Annotated in this window: 14 protein-coding genes and 1 pseudogene; 7 read left to right on the forward strand and 8 right to left on the reverse strand. The window is 66.7% G+C overall.

The window, feature by feature from the left end; translation table 11 throughout:
• The coding region (locus AC1DOX_RS00005; RefSeq protein ID WP_477113992.1) for an IS3 family transposase at positions 1–127 on the forward strand (127 nt) is incomplete at its 5' end.
• Between the two features lie 54 nt (positions 128–181).
• Here the strand turns inward: AC1DOX_RS00005 and AC1DOX_RS00010 are convergent.
• Positions 182–1648, reverse strand: a complete 1467-nt coding sequence (locus tag AC1DOX_RS00010; protein WP_441623394.1) for a carbohydrate porin — start codon at positions 1646–1648, stop codon at positions 182–184.
• A 158-nt stretch (positions 1649–1806) separates the two neighbouring features.
• Between AC1DOX_RS00010 and AC1DOX_RS00015 the strand changes: the two genes are divergently transcribed.
• From AC1DOX_RS00015 to AC1DOX_RS00035, 5 genes are read left to right on the forward strand one after another with little or no spacing between them, the layout of a single operon-like run.
• Positions 1807–2553 (forward strand): TetR/AcrR family transcriptional regulator, encoded by a 747-nt coding sequence (locus tag AC1DOX_RS00015; RefSeq protein ID WP_441623392.1) that lies wholly within the window; start codon positions 1807–1809, stop codon positions 2551–2553.
• Between the two features lie 18 nt (positions 2554–2571).
• Positions 2572–3555 carry an HlyD family secretion protein gene (locus AC1DOX_RS00020; RefSeq protein ID WP_441623390.1) on the forward strand — a complete coding sequence of 328 codons (984 nt, stop codon included), beginning with the start codon at positions 2572–2574 and terminating at the stop codon, positions 3553–3555.
• Entirely contained in the window at positions 3552–4589 is a 1038-nt protein-coding gene (locus AC1DOX_RS00025; protein WP_441623388.1) for an ABC transporter ATP-binding protein, read from the forward strand. The genes AC1DOX_RS00020 and AC1DOX_RS00025 overlap by 4 nt, the downstream gene beginning before the upstream one ends.
• The gene (locus tag AC1DOX_RS00030; RefSeq protein ID WP_477101339.1) at positions 4586–5782 is read left to right on the forward strand and encodes an ABC transporter permease; all 1197 of its coding nucleotides are present in this window, start codon (positions 4586–4588) and stop codon (positions 5780–5782) included. The genes AC1DOX_RS00025 and AC1DOX_RS00030 overlap by 4 nt, the downstream gene beginning before the upstream one ends.
• Positions 5783–5793: 11 nt before the next feature.
• Positions 5794–7326, forward strand: a complete 1533-nt coding sequence (locus tag AC1DOX_RS00035; RefSeq protein ID WP_441623384.1) for an efflux transporter outer membrane subunit — start codon at positions 5794–5796, stop codon at positions 7324–7326.
• Between the two features lie 36 nt (positions 7327–7362).
• Here the strand turns inward: AC1DOX_RS00035 and AC1DOX_RS00040 are convergent, their stop codons facing one another.
• From AC1DOX_RS00040 to AC1DOX_RS00050, 3 genes are all read right to left on the reverse strand, one after another.
• Positions 7363–8568, reverse strand: coding sequence for a pyridoxal phosphate-dependent aminotransferase (locus tag AC1DOX_RS00040; RefSeq protein WP_441623382.1), 1206 nt, complete (start codon positions 8566–8568; stop codon positions 7363–7365).
• Between the two features lie 119 nt (positions 8569–8687).
• Complete coding sequence (locus AC1DOX_RS00045) at positions 8688–9536, reverse strand: beta-keto acid cleavage family enzyme (RefSeq protein WP_441623380.1); 849 nt, start codon at positions 9534–9536, stop codon at positions 8688–8690.
• A 12-nt stretch (positions 9537–9548) separates the two neighbouring features.
• Positions 9549–10874 (reverse strand): aspartate aminotransferase family protein, encoded by a 1326-nt coding sequence (locus tag AC1DOX_RS00050; protein WP_441623378.1) that lies wholly within the window; start codon positions 10872–10874, stop codon positions 9549–9551.
• A gap of 181 nt (positions 10875–11055) precedes the next feature.
• Between AC1DOX_RS00050 and AC1DOX_RS00055 the strand changes: the two are divergent.
• Positions 11056–11951: pseudogene (locus AC1DOX_RS00055) on the forward strand (MurR/RpiR family transcriptional regulator).
• Positions 11952–12085: 134 nt separating this feature from the next.
• Here the strand turns inward: AC1DOX_RS00055 and AC1DOX_RS00060 are convergent.
• The 4 genes from AC1DOX_RS00060 to AC1DOX_RS00075 all read right to left on the reverse strand — a co-directional run bounded on the left by AC1DOX_RS00060 (position 12086) and on the right by AC1DOX_RS00075 (position 15528).
• Positions 12086–13009, reverse strand: coding sequence for a transporter substrate-binding domain-containing protein (locus AC1DOX_RS00060; RefSeq protein ID WP_441623376.1), 924 nt, complete (start codon positions 13007–13009; stop codon positions 12086–12088).
• A gap of 280 nt (positions 13010–13289) precedes the next feature.
• Complete coding sequence (locus tag AC1DOX_RS00065; protein ID WP_092135847.1) at positions 13290–13658, reverse strand: hypothetical protein; 369 nt, start codon at positions 13656–13658, stop codon at positions 13290–13292.
• A gap of 65 nt (positions 13659–13723) precedes the next feature.
• Positions 13724–15085 (reverse strand): MFS transporter, encoded by a 1362-nt coding sequence (locus tag AC1DOX_RS00070; protein ID WP_477113980.1) that lies wholly within the window; start codon positions 15083–15085, stop codon positions 13724–13726.
• A gap of 215 nt (positions 15086–15300) precedes the next feature.
• Complete coding sequence (locus AC1DOX_RS00075; RefSeq protein ID WP_441623371.1) at positions 15301–15528, reverse strand: DUF2783 domain-containing protein; 228 nt, start codon at positions 15526–15528, stop codon at positions 15301–15303.
• Between the last annotated feature and the right edge of the window lie 33 nt (positions 15529–15561).

Here is a 15561-nt window from a genome sequence, read left to right on the forward strand (position 1 = left end):
AGCAACTGCAGAGCAACTGCAGGCCGGACTGCGCCAATACATTCACTACTACAATCACGACCGCATCAAGCTCAAACTAAACGGGCTGAGTCCCGTGCAATACAGGACTCAGCCCTCAGCCGCCTAACTCAAACTGTCCAACTTCTTGGGGTCAGTTCAATTTTGGCCGGCTTTTTTTGCGTCAGAACTCGGCGTGCGCGCGAATACCGATGAACTTCGCCGGTCCGCGGTCGCGGTTGTAGCCGGGGTTGCGGATGTACTGGAAGTCCGGGCTCAGACTCAGCGTCTTCCACACCGCCAGGCTGTAGTAGATCTCGAACACCTGTTCGGGCCCGTAGCGCAGCGCGCCGTCGCCAAGGAATGCGCCCAGGCCTCCTGCGGCCAGGTAGTTGCGGTGCGATGACCCCAGCATGTTGACCGCGACGGCCAGACCCACTTCATCGTTGGGGCGGCCCCACGACGTTCCCCGCAGCGTGCCGCCGCCGGACACCTGCCGGCCGATTTCCGTGAAGGCGTACGTCTCCGTCTTGTCGTCGGACATATTCGCGCGGAAGAATACCCCAAATGAATCGGAGACTTCCTGCAGCACGGCGACGCCCACACCAAGCTTGGTGTGTTCGCGGCGCACATCCCCCACATCCGGCGTCACGCCGTTGGCCTGCCCGAAGGCAATGGCATCGTTGAACGATCCCATCTTCGCCTTATTCCGCCACAGCAGCAGCCGCGCCTGCCCCGGCCGCCCGGCCAGCGCATAGCGCTTCTCCAGCTCGATGATGTCGCCGTAGTGTTCGAACATGCGCGTGTCGAGCTCGCGGCCGTTCGACTCAAGCGGCTGCAGGAAATGGCCGTAGCGCGCCGACCAGCCATCGCCGATGTACTCGATCGCAGCGCCCCAGTTGTAGCCGCGCGAATCCGCCGCGTAGTCAAACGAGCCGTGCGTGAGGAACGACCAGTTCATGAACTGCGTACGGGGGTCCGATCCATAGGGGTTCTGGTCGAACACGTCGAGCACGCCGAAATTGCCGGCGGTCAGCACCACGCGCTGCTTGTCGACCGTCCGCGCGAACTGGTTGAAGTCCGACTCGAGCTTTTCCTCGCCACCCCCCAGGCCCCACGTCTGCCGGACAAACGCCCGCGCGCGATAGAACTTGGGGCTGGTGCTGGCCGTCTTGGCCAGCTCGCCGTTGGAGAGCCCGCCCAGGCCATGCAGGTTCGAGAACGGCACCCCCTGCGCCACCTCGGGGTTGAAGTGAAACTCCGCGCCCTGCCAGAGCCGCAGGCCGAGATCGAGCGTGGCCGTGAAGGAATAGCTCTTGGCACGCGCCGCAGTCAGGCTGTTCTCGCCCGAATAGGCGGCGCCGAACGACGGCTTGCGCTGCCAGATGTAGGTCGCCTGCCCGTGGATCGCGAACGGGCTTTCCACGTCGCTATCGGCTGTCGTGTCGGCCTTGGTGCCGGCGCCGATGTCGGTTGTGGCTCCGGCCTGGTTGCCGGCCGCCGGCGTCTCCTGCGCAAACACCGGCGGCATCAGTCCGCCCGTCAGCAGCGCGCTGGCGAGACAGAGGGCAAAACCGGGGCGCAGCCGCATCAGGGCGGCCAGGGGACGAAAACGCGACATGGGAATAAGGGAAAAGCGGATGCGCCACATGCGGACATCCGTTGGACTGGCGCGAGGATAGCCGCGGCGCCATGACATGTCTACCGTGCATTGTTGCGGCGCAGCAGTGCTGGCGATCCGACATTGTAACGAGCCTTGAATTAATTAACTCAAAAATTAATATTCTAGGACAGTGAAGGAAAACATCCATGTCCGCCAAGTCCGCTCCGCCCCCCGCGCCTCCCGACCAGCCCTCCGACGCCACGCCACCTCAGCGCCGCCCCGGCCGGCCCACCTCCCGCGCGACCGATGCCGGCCAGCGCGACCGCCTGATTGAAGCCGCCGTGACATTGTTTGCGCAGCACGGCGTGGCTGCGACACCCGTCAAGGCCATTGCCACGGAAGCCGGCGTCACCCCCGCGCTGGTCCATTACTACTTTCGCGACCGCGATCAACTGCTCGACGCGGTATTCGACGAACGCCTGCAGCCCCTGATCGAGCAGGTGTTCAGCACCGCCGCGAGCGCGGCACCCGATATCATGACGCTGATTCAGGGATTGGCCGCCCGGCTGATCCGCGTGGCATCCGCCACCCCGTGGTTTCCCGGCCTGTGGATCCGGGAAATCGTCGGCACCGATGGCCAGTTACGCGAACGCATGCTGCAACGCGTGGCCCTGCAGCGCGCCACGCTCATCCTCGGCCCGTTCGCGGCGGCCCAGGCCCACGGCAAGCTCAATCCCGGCCTGGAGCCAGCGCTCATCATTGTGTCCCTGATCGGCCTGACCCTGCTGCCGCTGGCGACCACCCATATCTGGCGACAGCTACCCGGCGCCGCTGCCATCGATACGGAAACGCTCGTGCGCCACGTCACCGCGTTGCTCGCCCACGGGCTGACCGGCGCCCCACCCGCCGCGCCTCCTGCATCGACTCCCGCCTCCCCACTCGACTCGCAATAAAGCCGCCCCGGAGCCCGTATGTTTACGTCACCCCTCCTCCCCGCCGCCGCCCGGCCCTGGTCCGTGCTGGCCATGCTCGCCGCCTGCGCAACGCTGGCCGCCTGCAGCAACGACAAGCCGGCCAGCTGGCAAGGCTATGTCGAAGGCGAATTCGTCGCCGTGGCCTCGCCGTTCGCGGGCCGCCTGGAGAAACTCGCCGTCGATCGCGGCCAGCAGGTTGCCAACGGCGCGCCGCTGTTCATCCTCGAATCCGACGACGAGCGGGCCGCCCGCCAGCAGGCCGCCGAGCAGGTCCGCGTGGCCGAAGCGCAATTGGCCGACATCCAGACGGGCAAGCGGCCCGTCGAGGTGGCGGTCAACCAGGCCCAGCTGGCGCAGGCCCAGGCGCAGGCGGTCCGCAGCGCGGCCCAGCGCAAGCGCGACGAGGCACAGTTCGAGATCGGCGGCATTTCGAAGGCGCAGCTTGACGAAAGCCGCGCCACCGCCGATGCCGACGCGGCGCGCGTGCGCGAGATGCAACGCGATATCGACGTGGCCCGCCTGCCGGGCCGCAAGGACCAGCTCGCCGCGCAGACCGCGCAGGTGGCGTCCGCCCGCGCCGCACTCGCGCAGGCCGAATGGAAGCTGTCGCGCAAGTTCGTCAATGCCACTGCGGCAGGTCTGGTCTACGACGTGCCATTCCGCCCGGGCGAGTGGGTGCCGGCGGGCAGCGCCGTCGTGCGGATGCTGCCGCCGGGCAATGTGAAGGTCCGCTTCTATGTGCCCGAAGCGGTGGTCGGATCGCTGAAGAACGGCCAGTCCGTGCGGATCCATTGCGATGGCTGCGCCGCGCCCGTGCTGGCGAAAATCACCTATGTGTCGAACGAGGCCGAGTTCACGCCGCCCGTCATCTACAGCAACGAGACGCGCCGCAAGCTCGTGTTCCTGATCGAAGCCCGGCCCGCCACCGATGACGCGCCCAAGCTGCGTCCGGGTCAGCCCGTGGAGGTCACGCAGTCATGAACACGCCAGCGTCCTCACCGCAGACGAATCACCACGACGGCCGGAATGGCCGGAATGGCGAGCTCGCCATCGACGTGCATGACCTGAACAAGCGCTTTGGCGACAAGCACGTGGTCAACAACCTGACCATGCAGGTGGCCCGTGGCGAGATCTTCGGCTTTCTCGGCCCTAATGGCAGCGGCAAGACCACGTCGATCCGCATGATGTGCGGCCTGCTGACGCCGGACTCCGGCTCCGGCACCTGCCTGGGCTACGACATCCTGAAGCAGGCCGCCGAGATCAAGCGCAACGTCGGCTATATGACGCAACGCTTCTCGTACTGGGAAGACCTGTCGATCCGCGAGAACCTCGACTTCGTCGCCCGCGTCTACGACATGCCCAACCGCCGCGAGGCGGTCGACCGCGCGCTGGAAGACCTGGGCCTGCAATCGCGTGCCGCGCAGCTGGCCGGATCGCTCTCGGGCGGCTGGAAGCAACGGCTGGCGCTGGCGGCCTGCCTGCTGCACGACCCGCGTCTGCTGCTGCTCGACGAACCCACGGCGGGCGTGGACCCCAAGGCGCGCCGCGACTTCTGGGAACAGTTGCACCAGCTGGCCGCACGCGGCATCTCCGTGCTGGTCAGCACGCACTACATGGATGAAGCGGAGCGCTGCCACAAGCTGGCGTATATCGCCTACGGCAAGCTGCTTGCCCAGGGCACGTCGGCGGAAGTCGTGGCGAGCCAGAACCTCGCGACGTGGAGCGTGGAAGGGGATGAGCTGGCCGAGCTGTCTGCGCAGTTGCAAGGCAAGCCCGGCGTCGACCAGACCGTGGCGTTCGGCACCGCGCTGCATGTCACCGGCAAGGATGCGGACCTGCTCGAGCAGACCCTGAAGCAATATGCCCGGCCGCATCAACGGATTCTGCAGACCGAGACCAGCCTGGAAGACGTGTTCATCCACATGATGGGCGGCGCGCAGGACAACATGGCTGCACCGCCGGCGGCGCGCAAGAAGACCACGCCCCCCGCGCCCGATCGCAAGGAGGCGCCATGACGGCATCCGCCATCCCCCCTCCCCCGACCGGCCCGGCACCGGCCCGTCCGGCGCGGACCCGCACCGTGTTCTCGGTGCAGCGCTGGTGGAGCATCGTGCTGAAGGAATTCCTGCAGCTGCGGCGCGACCGCGTCACCTTCGGGATGATCGTCGGTCTGCCGATCATGCAGCTGCTGCTGTTCGGCTTTGCGATCAACAGCGATCCGCGCCACATGCCCACTGCCGTGATCGTCGCCGAGCACAGCGACTTCTCCCGTACGTTCATCACCGCACTGGAGAACACCACGTACTTCAAGGTCGTCCGCACGATGCCCGATGAGGCTACGGGCCGCGACGCGCTGATGCGCGGCGATGTGCAGTTCGTCGTCAGCATCCCCACGGATTTCTCGCGGCGCCTGCTGCGTGGCGAGCGACCATCGATTCTCGTGGAAGCCGATGCAACCGACCCGTCCGCCACGGGTCCCGCCATCGCCGCGCTGACCCAGTTGCCGGCCAGCGTCGCGCGCATCGACCTCAAGGGCGCGCTGGCGCCGCTGGCTGGCGGCAAGTCCGCGTTCGACGTCAACGTGCAGCACCTGTACAACCCCGAGGGCATCACGCAGTACAACATCGTGCCGGGCCTGATGGGCGTGATCCTGACCATGACGATGGTGATGATGACCGGCCTCGCCATGACCCGCGAGCGCGAGCGCGGCACCATGGAAAACCTGCTGGCCACGCCGGTGCAGCCGGTCGAGGTGATCTCCGGCAAGATCGTCCCGTACATCTTCATCGGGCTGATCCAGTCGACCATCATCCTGCTGGCGTCCCGTTATGTGTTCGAGGTGCCGTTCCTCGGCTCCGTGGTGGCCGTGTACCTGGCCGCGTTGCTGTTTATCGCCGCCAACCTGACGGTGGGCATCACGCTGTCGTCGCTGGCCAAGAACCAGTTGCAGGCCGTGCAGCTCACGTTCTTCTATTTCCTGCCCAACATCCTGCTGTCCGGATTCATGTTTCCGTTCGCCGGCATGCCCACGTGGGCGCAATGGATCGGCAACGTGCTGCCGATGACCTACTTCAACCGGATGATCCGCAGCATCCTGCTCAAGGGCAGCGGCTGGACCGAGCTGTGGCCCAACGTGTGGCCGGTGGCGCTGTTCACCGTGATCGTCATGACCATCGCCGTGCGCTTCTACAAGCGCACGCTGGACTGAAGGAGACCGCCATGCGTGCGATCCCAACCCCGCCGGCCCGCACGGCCACGGCGCGCTTCACGCTCGTTGCGCTCGTTGCGCTGGTATCCGGCTGCGCCGTCGGGCCCGATTTCAAGACCCCCGATGCGGTACCCGATACGCGCTACACGACCGGCCCGCAGCCCACGCAGACGGTAGCGGCCACCATGCCGGACAGCCGGGACGCCCGCTTCGGCGAGTCCCAGTCGTTCGTCGACGGCGACGTCCCGGCGCAATGGTGGGCGCTGTATCGCAACCCGGCCCTGGACGAGACGATCCGCGCGGCGCTGGCATCAAGTCCGACACTGCGGCAAGCCAGCGCCCGTCTGCGCGAGGCGCAGGAGAACCTGGCCGCGCGCACCGGTGCCACGCAGTTCCCCAGCGTGGACGCCAAGCTCAGCGCCACGCGGCAGCAGGTGGACCTGACGTCCATCGGCGTCACGCAATTCCCGAGCCCCGGCCCGTTCACGCTCTACAACGCCACCGTGCAGGTGTCCTATGCGCTCGACCTGTTTGGTGGCCAGCGTCGCGAGCTGGAAGGCCTGCGCGCGGCGGTCGATTACCAGCGTTACGAGCTGGAGGCCGCCAGGCTGTCGCTAGCCGCGAACGTCGCCACGACGGCCATCCGTGAAGCGGGGCTGCGTGCGCAGCTGGCCGATACAGTGGCCATCGCCGAGGCCCAGCAACGCCAGCTCGGCATCATTCGGCAACGCCTGCAACAGGGCGGCGTGGCACGCGTCGACGTACAGCGCCAGCAGGCCGAACTGGCGCAGACGCAGGCGCTGATCCCGGGGCTGTCGCAGCAGATCGATGCGGCGCGTCATCAGCTGGCGGTGTACACCGGGCAGACGCCAGCCAGCGCGCAACTGCCGGAATTCCGGCTCGAGGATATGCAGTTGCCGGACACGCTGCCGGTGAGCCTGCCGTCGGAACTGGCTCGGCGCCGGCCGGATATCCGCGCGGCGGAAGCGCTGTTGCACCAGGCCTCCGCCGACATCGGCGTGGCGACGGCCAACCTCTATCCGCAAATCACGCTGACCGCCAGCGGCGGAACACAGCAGATGCGGGCACGCGACCTGTTCAGCAGCATGAATGTGTGGAGCCTGGCCGCGGGCGTGGTGCAGCCGATCTTTCACGGTGGCGAGCTGCGCGCCCAGAAGCGTGCGAAGGAAGCGGCCTACGAGCAGTCGCTGGGCGCGTACCAGCAGGCCGTGCTACAGGGATTGCAGAACGTGGCCGATGCGCTGCGGACGCTGGAGGCCGACGCCGGCACGCTGCAAGCGCGCGCGGATAACGCGCGGCAGACCCGCGACACGCTGTCGATCGTCTCGGAGCAGTATCGGCTGGGTGGCGTGAGCCAGTTAACGCTGCTCGATGCGGAGCGGCAGGCGCGACAGGCCGCGCTGGATCTGGCGCAGGCGAAGGCAAACCGGCTGGCGGACTCCGCCGCGCTGATGCTGGCGCTCGGCGGCGGATGGTGGCAGGAGCCCGCCACGGTGGGCATGACCGCGCCACCTGCAAAATAGAGGTCGTTTCAAAATGAAGCGACCTCTTAGGACCGGTCAGCGTCCGAGGAAATCCCTCAATCGCTTCACCCCCTCGTCCAGCCGCGCCACGTCGCACGCATAGCACCAGCGGACGAAGCCCTCGCCCTCGTCGCCGAACGCGCTGCCGGGGGCCAGGCCGAGATGCGCCTCGCGCACGAGTTGCTTGCACAGCGCGAGACTGTCCTTGGCGCCATCGAGACGGAAGAACACATACATCGCACCTTCGGGCGTGTGCGCATCGACGCCGGGCATCGCCTCCAGCGCGGCGACAAGATGGTCCCGCGCGCCGCGCAGCCGCTTCACCAGGTCCTGCGTGAACGATTCGCCCTCCTGCACGGCCACGACGCCGGCCTCCTGCACGAACGACGGCGCGCACGACGTGTTGTACTCGACGAGCTTGCTCAGGTCGTCCATCAGCGCGGACGGCAGCACCATCCACCCGAGCCGCCAGCCCGTCATCAGCCATGCCTTGGAAAACGAATTCACCGCGATCACACGTTCCTCGCGGCCGGCGATGTCGAGGAATGACGGCGCGGTCACGCCGGTGCCTTCGTGGCCGTAGTACAGCCGCTCATACACCTCGTCGGCGATGATCCAGATGCCATGCCGGCGGCAGTGATCGAGCACCACCTGCTGGGCGGCGCGCGGCATCACCCAACCGGTCGGGTTATTCGGCGAATTGATCATGACCGCCCGCGTGCCCGGGGTGAGCGCGGCCAGCAGCTTGTCGACATCGAGCGTCCAGCCGTGCGGACCGTAGTCGAGGCTCACGGTCTCCACCGTGGCGCCGAGAATGCGCGGAATTTCGACGAGGTTCGGCCACAGCGGCGTGACCGCGACGACGCGGTCGCCGGGGCCGGTGACCAGCTGCGCCGCCAGCATCAGCGCGTTGACGCCGGCACTGGTGACGGCGACGTTGCCGACCGCCGTGGGGCCATGCAGGCGGCTGGCGTAGTCCGCCAGCGCAGCACGCAGCGGGGGGATGCCGAGGTTATGGGTGTAGAACGTGGCGCCGCCGGCCAGCGCGCGGCCGGCCGCATCGCGAATGAAGGATGGCGTGACCTGATCCGATTCGCCGAACCAGAAGGGCAACACGTCCGGCAACCCGATGCCGGCGTTGGCGACCTCGCGGATGCGGGAGGCCCGCAGGCCGCGCACGACATCGCGCGCCAGCGGCGCGGCTTCGGTGGAGGAAGGAAGGCGGGACGGGCTGGCGGACATCGGGGCTCCTGAGGGTGGATGCGATGAAGCGCCTAGCGTACCGGAAAGAGCGGAAGGTTGCGTACCCCTCCGCCGGCGCCACGCACTTAAAAGGGGCCGCCGAAGATGCCTGCAGCCCCTCAGTCGGCGAAGCGTCCGCGCAAGTCGTCGGCTGTCATCGATGCATACCCGAGTCCGTCGAGCGGCGCGCGCACCGCATGGAGCAGCGCCGCGTTGTCCGGTGCCGTGGTGCCGTCCGGAAGGAACATATTGTTCTCGAAGCCGATCCGTGCGTGGCCGCCCATCATCACCGCCGCGGCAGCGCAGTCCGCCTCCTGTCGGCCAAAGGCGCAGACGGCCCACTCCGTGCCCGACTTGTCGAGCCCGGTCTCCTGCCATGCCGCCAGGAACGGCAGCAGGTCCGACGGCGACGACTTCTGGCCCGCCGAATAGCGCCCGAGCACGAACAACACCCAGTGGCGCCCGGCCGGAATCGCCCCGCTCGCGCGCAGCGCAGCGTAACGGTGGACATCGTTGGCGTCATAAAGGATGTACTGCGCCACCACGCGCTCCCGATGCATCCACTGGAAGAAGTCGGCGGCGGCGGGCAGCGCGGCGTCGTCCGGCGCCAGTTCGCGCACCGCCACAGAGGCGGCTTCCGGACGCAGCGCGCGAACCGTCGCGATCTGCTGCGCGGGCTGGTAGATGCCGACGGCTTCCGTTGTCAGTTGCAGCACCAGGGCGTCGCCCACGGCCTTGCGCACGGCAGTCATGGCCGGCTCGTAGTCGCCGACTTCCAGGCTATGCGTGCCGTCCGCGCGCCGCACATGCAGGTGGATCATCGCGGCACCGGCGTCCACGCATTCCCGCGCGCACTGCGCGAGCTCGTCGGGCGTCATCGGCAGCCGCGGGTGGTCGGCGTGGGTCTTGCGCGCGCCGTTCGGGGCCACGGCCAGCGCAAACGGGCGGCGCAGGATATCGTCGCTCATCGCCATGCCTCCTTATGCTGGCAGGACCGTCTTCACGGCCTGCGCAAAACGATCGACGATGTTGTCGATATGGGCCGCCGTGCAGATGAACGGCGGGGCAAACAGCACGTGATCGCCATGGATGCCATCGACCGTGCCGCCCATCGGATAGACCAGCAAGCCGTGTTCCATGCACGCGCGCTTGAGCGCCGCATGCGTCTTCCTGGCCGGGTCGAGCGTGGCCTTGGTGGCGCGGTCGGCGACGAACTCCACGCCGACGAACAGGCCGCGCCCGCGCACATCGCCAAGATTGGGATGATCACCCAGCGCCTCGCGCAGACGCGCGCGGAGTTGCTCGCCGCGCGCCAGCACGTTGTCGAGCAGCTTTTCCTCGGCAATCGTCTGCTGCACAGCCAGCGCGGCCGCGCACGCCGTGGCGTGGCCGATGTAGGTGTGGCCGTGCTGGAAGAAGCCGCTGCCGCCGACGATCGCGTCATAGATGCGCGCGGTGGACAGCATCGCGCCGATCGGCTGGTAGCCGGCGCCTAGACCCTTGGCGATCGTGACGATATCCGGCACCACGCCGTCTTCCTCGCAAGCGAACAGGTAGCCCGTGCGGCCCATGCCGGACATCACTTCGTCCAGGATCAGCAGCACGCCGTACTTGTCGCACACCGCGCGGATGCGCTTCAGGTAGTCCGCCACCGGCGGCACCGCGCCGGCCGTGGCACCGACCACGGTTTCCGCCACGAAGCCTGCCACCGTTTCCGGCCCCAGTTCGAGGATCTTGGCCTCCAGCTCATCGGCCAGGCGCTGCGCGTACTGCGTATCGGTTTCGCCGCCAACCTGGTCACGGTAGGCATAGCAGGGCGATACGTGATGCGCGGGCACCAGCAGCGGCAGGAACGGCTCCCGGCGCCACGCGTTGCCACCGATCGCCAACGCGCCGAGGGTGTTGCCGTGATAGCTCTGGCGGCGCGCGATGAAATGCCGGCGTTGCGGCTGGCTGGTTTCGACAAAGTACTGGCGGGCCAGCTTCAGCGCCGCCTCCACGGCCTCGGAGCCGCCCGAGACAAAGTAGACGTGGTCCAGGTCGCCAGGTGCCGCTTCGGCCAGCGTCCGGGCCAGCGTTTCCGAGACTTCCGTGGTGAAGAACGAGGTATGCGCGTACGCGATGGTGTCCAGCTGCGCCTTGATCGCCGCGATGACGCGCGGGTGGCCGTGACCGAGGCAGGACACGGCTGCCCCGCCCGAGGCGTCCAGATAGTGGCGACCGGTGCTGTCGACCAGTTCAATGCCCTGGCCAGCCACGGCGACCGGCATGGTTTGCTTGGGGTTGCGATGGAATACGTGCGTCATGGTGGGGGAAACCTGTCCTGTGCGAGGCGCGAAACAGGTGTGAGTATAGGAAGAAGACGGCCCGTCGCGCAACAAGTGTTTCATAAATAGATCGAAAAGAAACACCTGATACCAAGCAACGAGGCGGCGCCGACGACGACCTGTGCAACAATCGTTGCATTACGCGATTTTCATCCGCCAGATGCCTACCGACAACCAGACCCCGCCGCAGTCCCTCGACACCCTGCTCGCCCAGCTGCGGGCCGATTTCCCGTCATTGAGCACGCAGTTCCAGAGCGGTGCGCGATACCTGCTGGACCACCCGCAGGACATCGCCATTCATTCCATGCGCAAGGTTGCCGCCAATGCCGGCGTGCAGCCGGCCACGCTGGTGCGGCTGTCGCAGTCGCTGGGGTTCGACGGATGGCAAGGGTTGCGCGAGCTGTTCGTGGAGGCCTTGCGCGATGGCGGCAGCCAGCCCTACGCGCGCCGGGCAAGGAAAGTGGTCAAGGAGAGCGGCTCCAGCCGCATGCTGGCGGAGATGATGGAGGTCCAGCATCACAACCTGGACGCGCTGCTGGCCAGCAATGCCGATACGCTGCCGCGTGCCGCCGACCTGCTGGCCGCGGCGCCGACGGTCCATGTGGCCGGCTTCCGCTCCTGCTTTCCCATCGCGTTCACGTTCCACTACATCTACCGGCTGTTCCGCAGCTCGGTGCACCTGATTCGCGGCGATGCCGGCACGCTGGAGATGGAGTTGCGCGCGCTGACGGCCAAGGACGCCGTCCTGGTGGCCGGCTTTGCGCCTTACTCGCAGGAAAGCCTGCGCGTGGCCACCGCCGCGCGCGAGGCCGGCTGCAAGGTGATCGCCCTGACGGACAGCACCGTTGCCCCGATCGCACTGAAAGCCGACTGCACGCTGCTGTTTGCCATCGACAGCCCGTCGTTCTTCCCGTCGATCACTGCCGGCATTGCGATGGTCGAGGCACTCGTGGAACAGTTGCTGGCGAAGAAGGGCAAGGGCGCGTCCGCGCGCTGGAGCAGACAGAAGGCCAGCTCCACCGCACGGGCGCCTACGTGCCCGCGCGACGTGGCTGAAGGTTCTCTCGGAGGCTGTTTCAAAACGAAGCGAAGCGGTCCTGGCTAGACGCGCGGCCGCAGGGAGTACAACCAGTACGGCAAGCGAGTGTGGCAACCCCGGCAACGACGCCAGAATCATTTGAGAGTGCCTCTTACTCGAACGCTTCGTCGTTCGGACTGGCGTAGGCCTTCTTCAGCGGATCGCTCTGCGGCAGGTCGAAGCTGATGTTCTTCGGCGGCACCGGCCTGGCGAACCACTTGGCGTAGAGCGTATTGATCTCGCCGCTCTTGATCAGCCCGTTGATCGCGCCGTCCACCACCTGCTTGAAGCCCGGATCGTCCTTGCGCATCATGAAGGCGTAGGCCTCGAACGATTGCGGCGTGCCGACCACGGCCCAGTCGTTGGGATTCGGCGCCAGCGTGCGTGCGCCCGACAGCAGCACGTCATCCATCATGAATGCCGCCACGCGGCCCGACTGCAGGATCAGGAACGATTCGCCGTAATCCTTGGCGCTCTGGATCGTGATGTTGGCCTGCTTCTCGTCATTGAGCTTGCGCAGGATACGTTCCGACGTGGTGCCGGCATTGGTGACCACGGTCTTGCCCGAGAGGTCGCCAAAATCGTGGACCGGGCTACCCTTCTTCACCAGCAGGCGCGTACCGGCCACGAAGAACGTGGTCGAGAACGCCACTTGCTGCTGTCGCGACTTCAGGTTGGTCGTCACCCCGCATTCCAGATCCACCGTGCCGTTCTGCACCAGCGAGATGCGGTTCTGCGACGTGACCGGCACCATCCGCACCTGCAAGCCGGCCGCGCCGGTTTCCTTCTTTACCGCGTCAATCACCCGATCGCAAATGTCCTGCGAAAAGCCGATCACTTTCTGGTTGGCGTCGTAGTAGGAGAACGGGATCGACGAGGTCCGGTGGCCGATCGATATCGTTCCGGACGACTTGATCTTGCTGAGCGTGGGGCTGGCGGCCACATCGACCGCCTGCGCCGGGGCAGCGGCCAGCACGGCGACGGCGGCCGCAGCGAATGTCAGGGCGGAACGGGCAAAGAGGGACGGCTGCTTCATGGAAAACACTCCTGGTTGGCGAGCACGCGAGACGACAAGGCGACCTCGAATGCGTGAGGTGTTGCAATGCTAGGCATTGAGCAACAACTGTTCCATCATGGATTACCATGAAACAAATGTATTTCTCACGGAAATGGGGCGGCAGCGCCCGGTATTGGGGCGCCTGCGGTCACGACGTGGATGTTGCGGTGCAAGAAGCGTTTGTACCGCGGGAGGGGATCCGAGCGCTCCTGTCAGGAGTGCCCGGACGAATGACTGGCGGGGAACGTGCGGAGGGTGGCTAGCGCCCGCACTTCTCGTTGAACGTGCGCTGCAACTGGCGGCGCGTGCGATCTCGCTCCACCGCCAGCACGTCGTTGCCCTGGCTGTTTTCCACCGGGGCGTCTGACGGCCGGTAACTGCGCTTGGGGGTTTCGTTGATCTGCGCGAGCAGTTGCTTGCACTCTTCCAGCTGGGGATCCTGGGGCGGTCCCGACGGGCGCGGCGTCGGGCGATACGGCGAACTGCCTTCCTTGACCGCATCGCTGATCGCGCTGTCGATCGCTGCTTCACCAGACGGCGGCGTCTGGGCGAAGCCGGGCGCGCTGGCGCCCAGCGCAAGGAGTACGGCGGCACGGCATTTCACTGCGGCAAGGCGACGGCTCGACATGACGGACTCCTTTCCTCGGTAGAAGGATGCCGCCATGGTAGCGCCGTCCCGGCCGTGCGGGGGGCTTATCCGGACGTAGTTTGACGCGGCACGCCCTTCCACATCGCCACGCCGCTGGCCAGCAGCAGGCCCGCCAGCAGATAGAGCGCGTTGTCCATGCTGCCCGTGTGCGTCTTGATCTGGCCGATCACCCACGGGCTGACGATGCCGCTGGTGATACCGATGCTCGAGATGAACGCGATGCCGGTGGCGGCCGTCTGCGCGGGCAGATGGCTCGGCGGCAGCGCCCAGAAGATCGGCAGCGCGGCAAAGATCAGCACGGCCGCCACCGAGAGGATCGCCAGCGAGATGCCCAGGCTCGGCACATGCAGTGTCAGCGCCGCCAGTGCCAGCGCGCCGCCAGCCGTGCAGAACAGGAAATGGCCGTGCCGTTCGCCGCGCCGGTCGGACCGGCGTGCAATCCAGATCAGGCCCACGGCGCCGATGGCGTTGGGGATCACCGAGTAGAGGCTGATCGCCATGACGTCGCGGATGCCGAAGTCGCGGATCATCAACGGCATCCAGAACGACAGTGTCAGCGATCCGCAGGTCAGCGCAAAGTAGATGAAGGCGAACAGATAGACGCGCGGATTGCGCAGCGCCTGCACCAGCGCGGCGACGGAATGCGCGTGGGCGCCACTGCCCTTCGCTTCGGCCGCGTGCTGCGCCACGAGGAAGTCCTGTTCGTCCTTCGACAGCCAGCGCGCCTGGCGGGGCCCGTCGACCAGGCAAGTCGCGGCGACCAGGGCCAGCAGCACCGCTGGCGCGCCTTCGATCGCGAACATCCATTGCCAGCCATGCAGGCCCATGACGCCGGCCATGTCGCGCATGATCCAGCCCGACACCAGTCCGCCCAGCACACCAGCCACCGCCACACCAGCAAAGAAGATGGCCATCACCGAAGCACGGCGCCGTGCCGGGAACCAGTAGGTCAGGTACAGGACGATGCCCGGAAAGAAGCCCGCCTCGAACACCCCGAGCAGAAAGCGCAGCGCGTAGAAGTGCGAGGGCTGCGACACCATCATCATCCCGACCGATGCCGCACCCCACAGCAGCATGATCCGTGTGAATGTACGGCGAGCACCAAAGCGCGCCAGCAGCATGTTGCTCGGCACCTCGCACAGCACGTAGCCAACGTAGAACACGGCGGCGCCGAGGCCGTACATCGCGTCGCTGAAGCCGAGGTCCTGCTTCATCTGCAGCTGGGCAAAGCCGATGTTGATGCGGTCCAGGAACGACACCACGTAGCAGATGAACAGGAACGGGATGATGCGCAGCCAGACCTTGCGGTACAGCGCGTCCTCCTCGTGCGAGGCCAGTGCGCGGGTTTCGGGCAAGAAGGGGGCATTGCCCACGGGCGCGGCGGCGCCCAGGCTCGGGGTATTCATGCGTTGTCTCCGGTAATGCGGGGCACGCGGGCAAAACGCGGCCCCGGGACGTCTGTCGCGTCCCTGTCAGGGAATGAATCGGATAAAGCGGATGAAGCGGAATGTGCCGGCGGCACTCGCCGGCGGAAGTCCGGGAGCGGCGGATCTCGTCAGCGGATCGCGTCTTCCATCATGCAGCGATCACGACGCCATCACGCGACCGGATTGGCCAGTGGCTAGGCCGGCGTTGGCAACGGCGCTGCAGCGGGCACCGTTGCGGCGTCCCGCGCCAGTGCCATCGCCTGCACCAGCGTCTCGTGGTCGCCGATGTGATTGGCCAGCAGCAGGATCAGGCGTGCATTGACGGCCTGGCTTTCGGCATCGTCGAGATCACGGTGCATATCGATCAGCGCCTCGTAGAAATCGTCGGGGCGAGCCAGGTTGGGGGTGGTGATGAGGGCCATCGGCTTGTCTCCTTCTCTTGCGTGGTACCCGAT

The sequence above is a fragment of the Cupriavidus sp. 01L415 genome, from assembly GCF_056400065.1.

Excerpts from the sequence above, each read along its gene's own strand:
- AC1DOX_RS00050 (WP_441623378.1), bottom strand. The coding sequence starts at position 10,874 with ATGACGCACGTATTCCATCGCAACCCCAAGCAAACCATGCCGGTCGCC.
- AC1DOX_RS00020 (WP_441623390.1), top strand. The coding sequence starts at position 2,572 with ATGTTTACGTCACCCCTCCTCCCCGCCGCCGCCCGGCCCTGGTCCGTG.
- AC1DOX_RS00025 (WP_441623388.1), top strand. The coding sequence starts at position 3,552 with ATGAACACGCCAGCGTCCTCACCGCAGACGAATCACCACGACGGCCGG.
- AC1DOX_RS00040 (WP_441623382.1), bottom strand. The coding sequence starts at position 8,568 with ATGTCCGCCAGCCCGTCCCGCCTTCCTTCCTCCACCGAAGCCGCGCCG.
- AC1DOX_RS00065 (WP_092135847.1), bottom strand. The coding sequence starts at position 13,658 with ATGTCGAGCCGTCGCCTTGCCGCAGTGAAATGCCGTGCCGCCGTACTC.
- AC1DOX_RS00010 (WP_441623394.1), bottom strand. The coding sequence starts at position 1,648 with ATGTGGCGCATCCGCTTTTCCCTTATTCCCATGTCGCGTTTTCGTCCC.
- AC1DOX_RS00075 (WP_441623371.1), bottom strand. The coding sequence starts at position 15,528 with ATGGCCCTCATCACCACCCCCAACCTGGCTCGCCCCGACGATTTCTAC.
- AC1DOX_RS00060 (WP_441623376.1), bottom strand. The coding sequence starts at position 13,009 with ATGAAGCAGCCGTCCCTCTTTGCCCGTTCCGCCCTGACATTCGCTGCG.
- AC1DOX_RS00070 (WP_477113980.1), bottom strand. The coding sequence starts at position 15,085 with ATGAATACCCCGAGCCTGGGCGCCGCCGCGCCCGTGGGCAATGCCCCC.
- AC1DOX_RS00015 (WP_441623392.1), top strand. The coding sequence starts at position 1,807 with ATGTCCGCCAAGTCCGCTCCGCCCCCCGCGCCTCCCGACCAGCCCTCC.
- AC1DOX_RS00030 (WP_477101339.1), top strand. The coding sequence starts at position 4,586 with ATGACGGCATCCGCCATCCCCCCTCCCCCGACCGGCCCGGCACCGGCC.
- AC1DOX_RS00045 (WP_441623380.1), bottom strand. The coding sequence starts at position 9,536 with ATGAGCGACGATATCCTGCGCCGCCCGTTTGCGCTGGCCGTGGCCCCG.
- AC1DOX_RS00035 (WP_441623384.1), top strand. The coding sequence starts at position 5,794 with ATGCGTGCGATCCCAACCCCGCCGGCCCGCACGGCCACGGCGCGCTTC.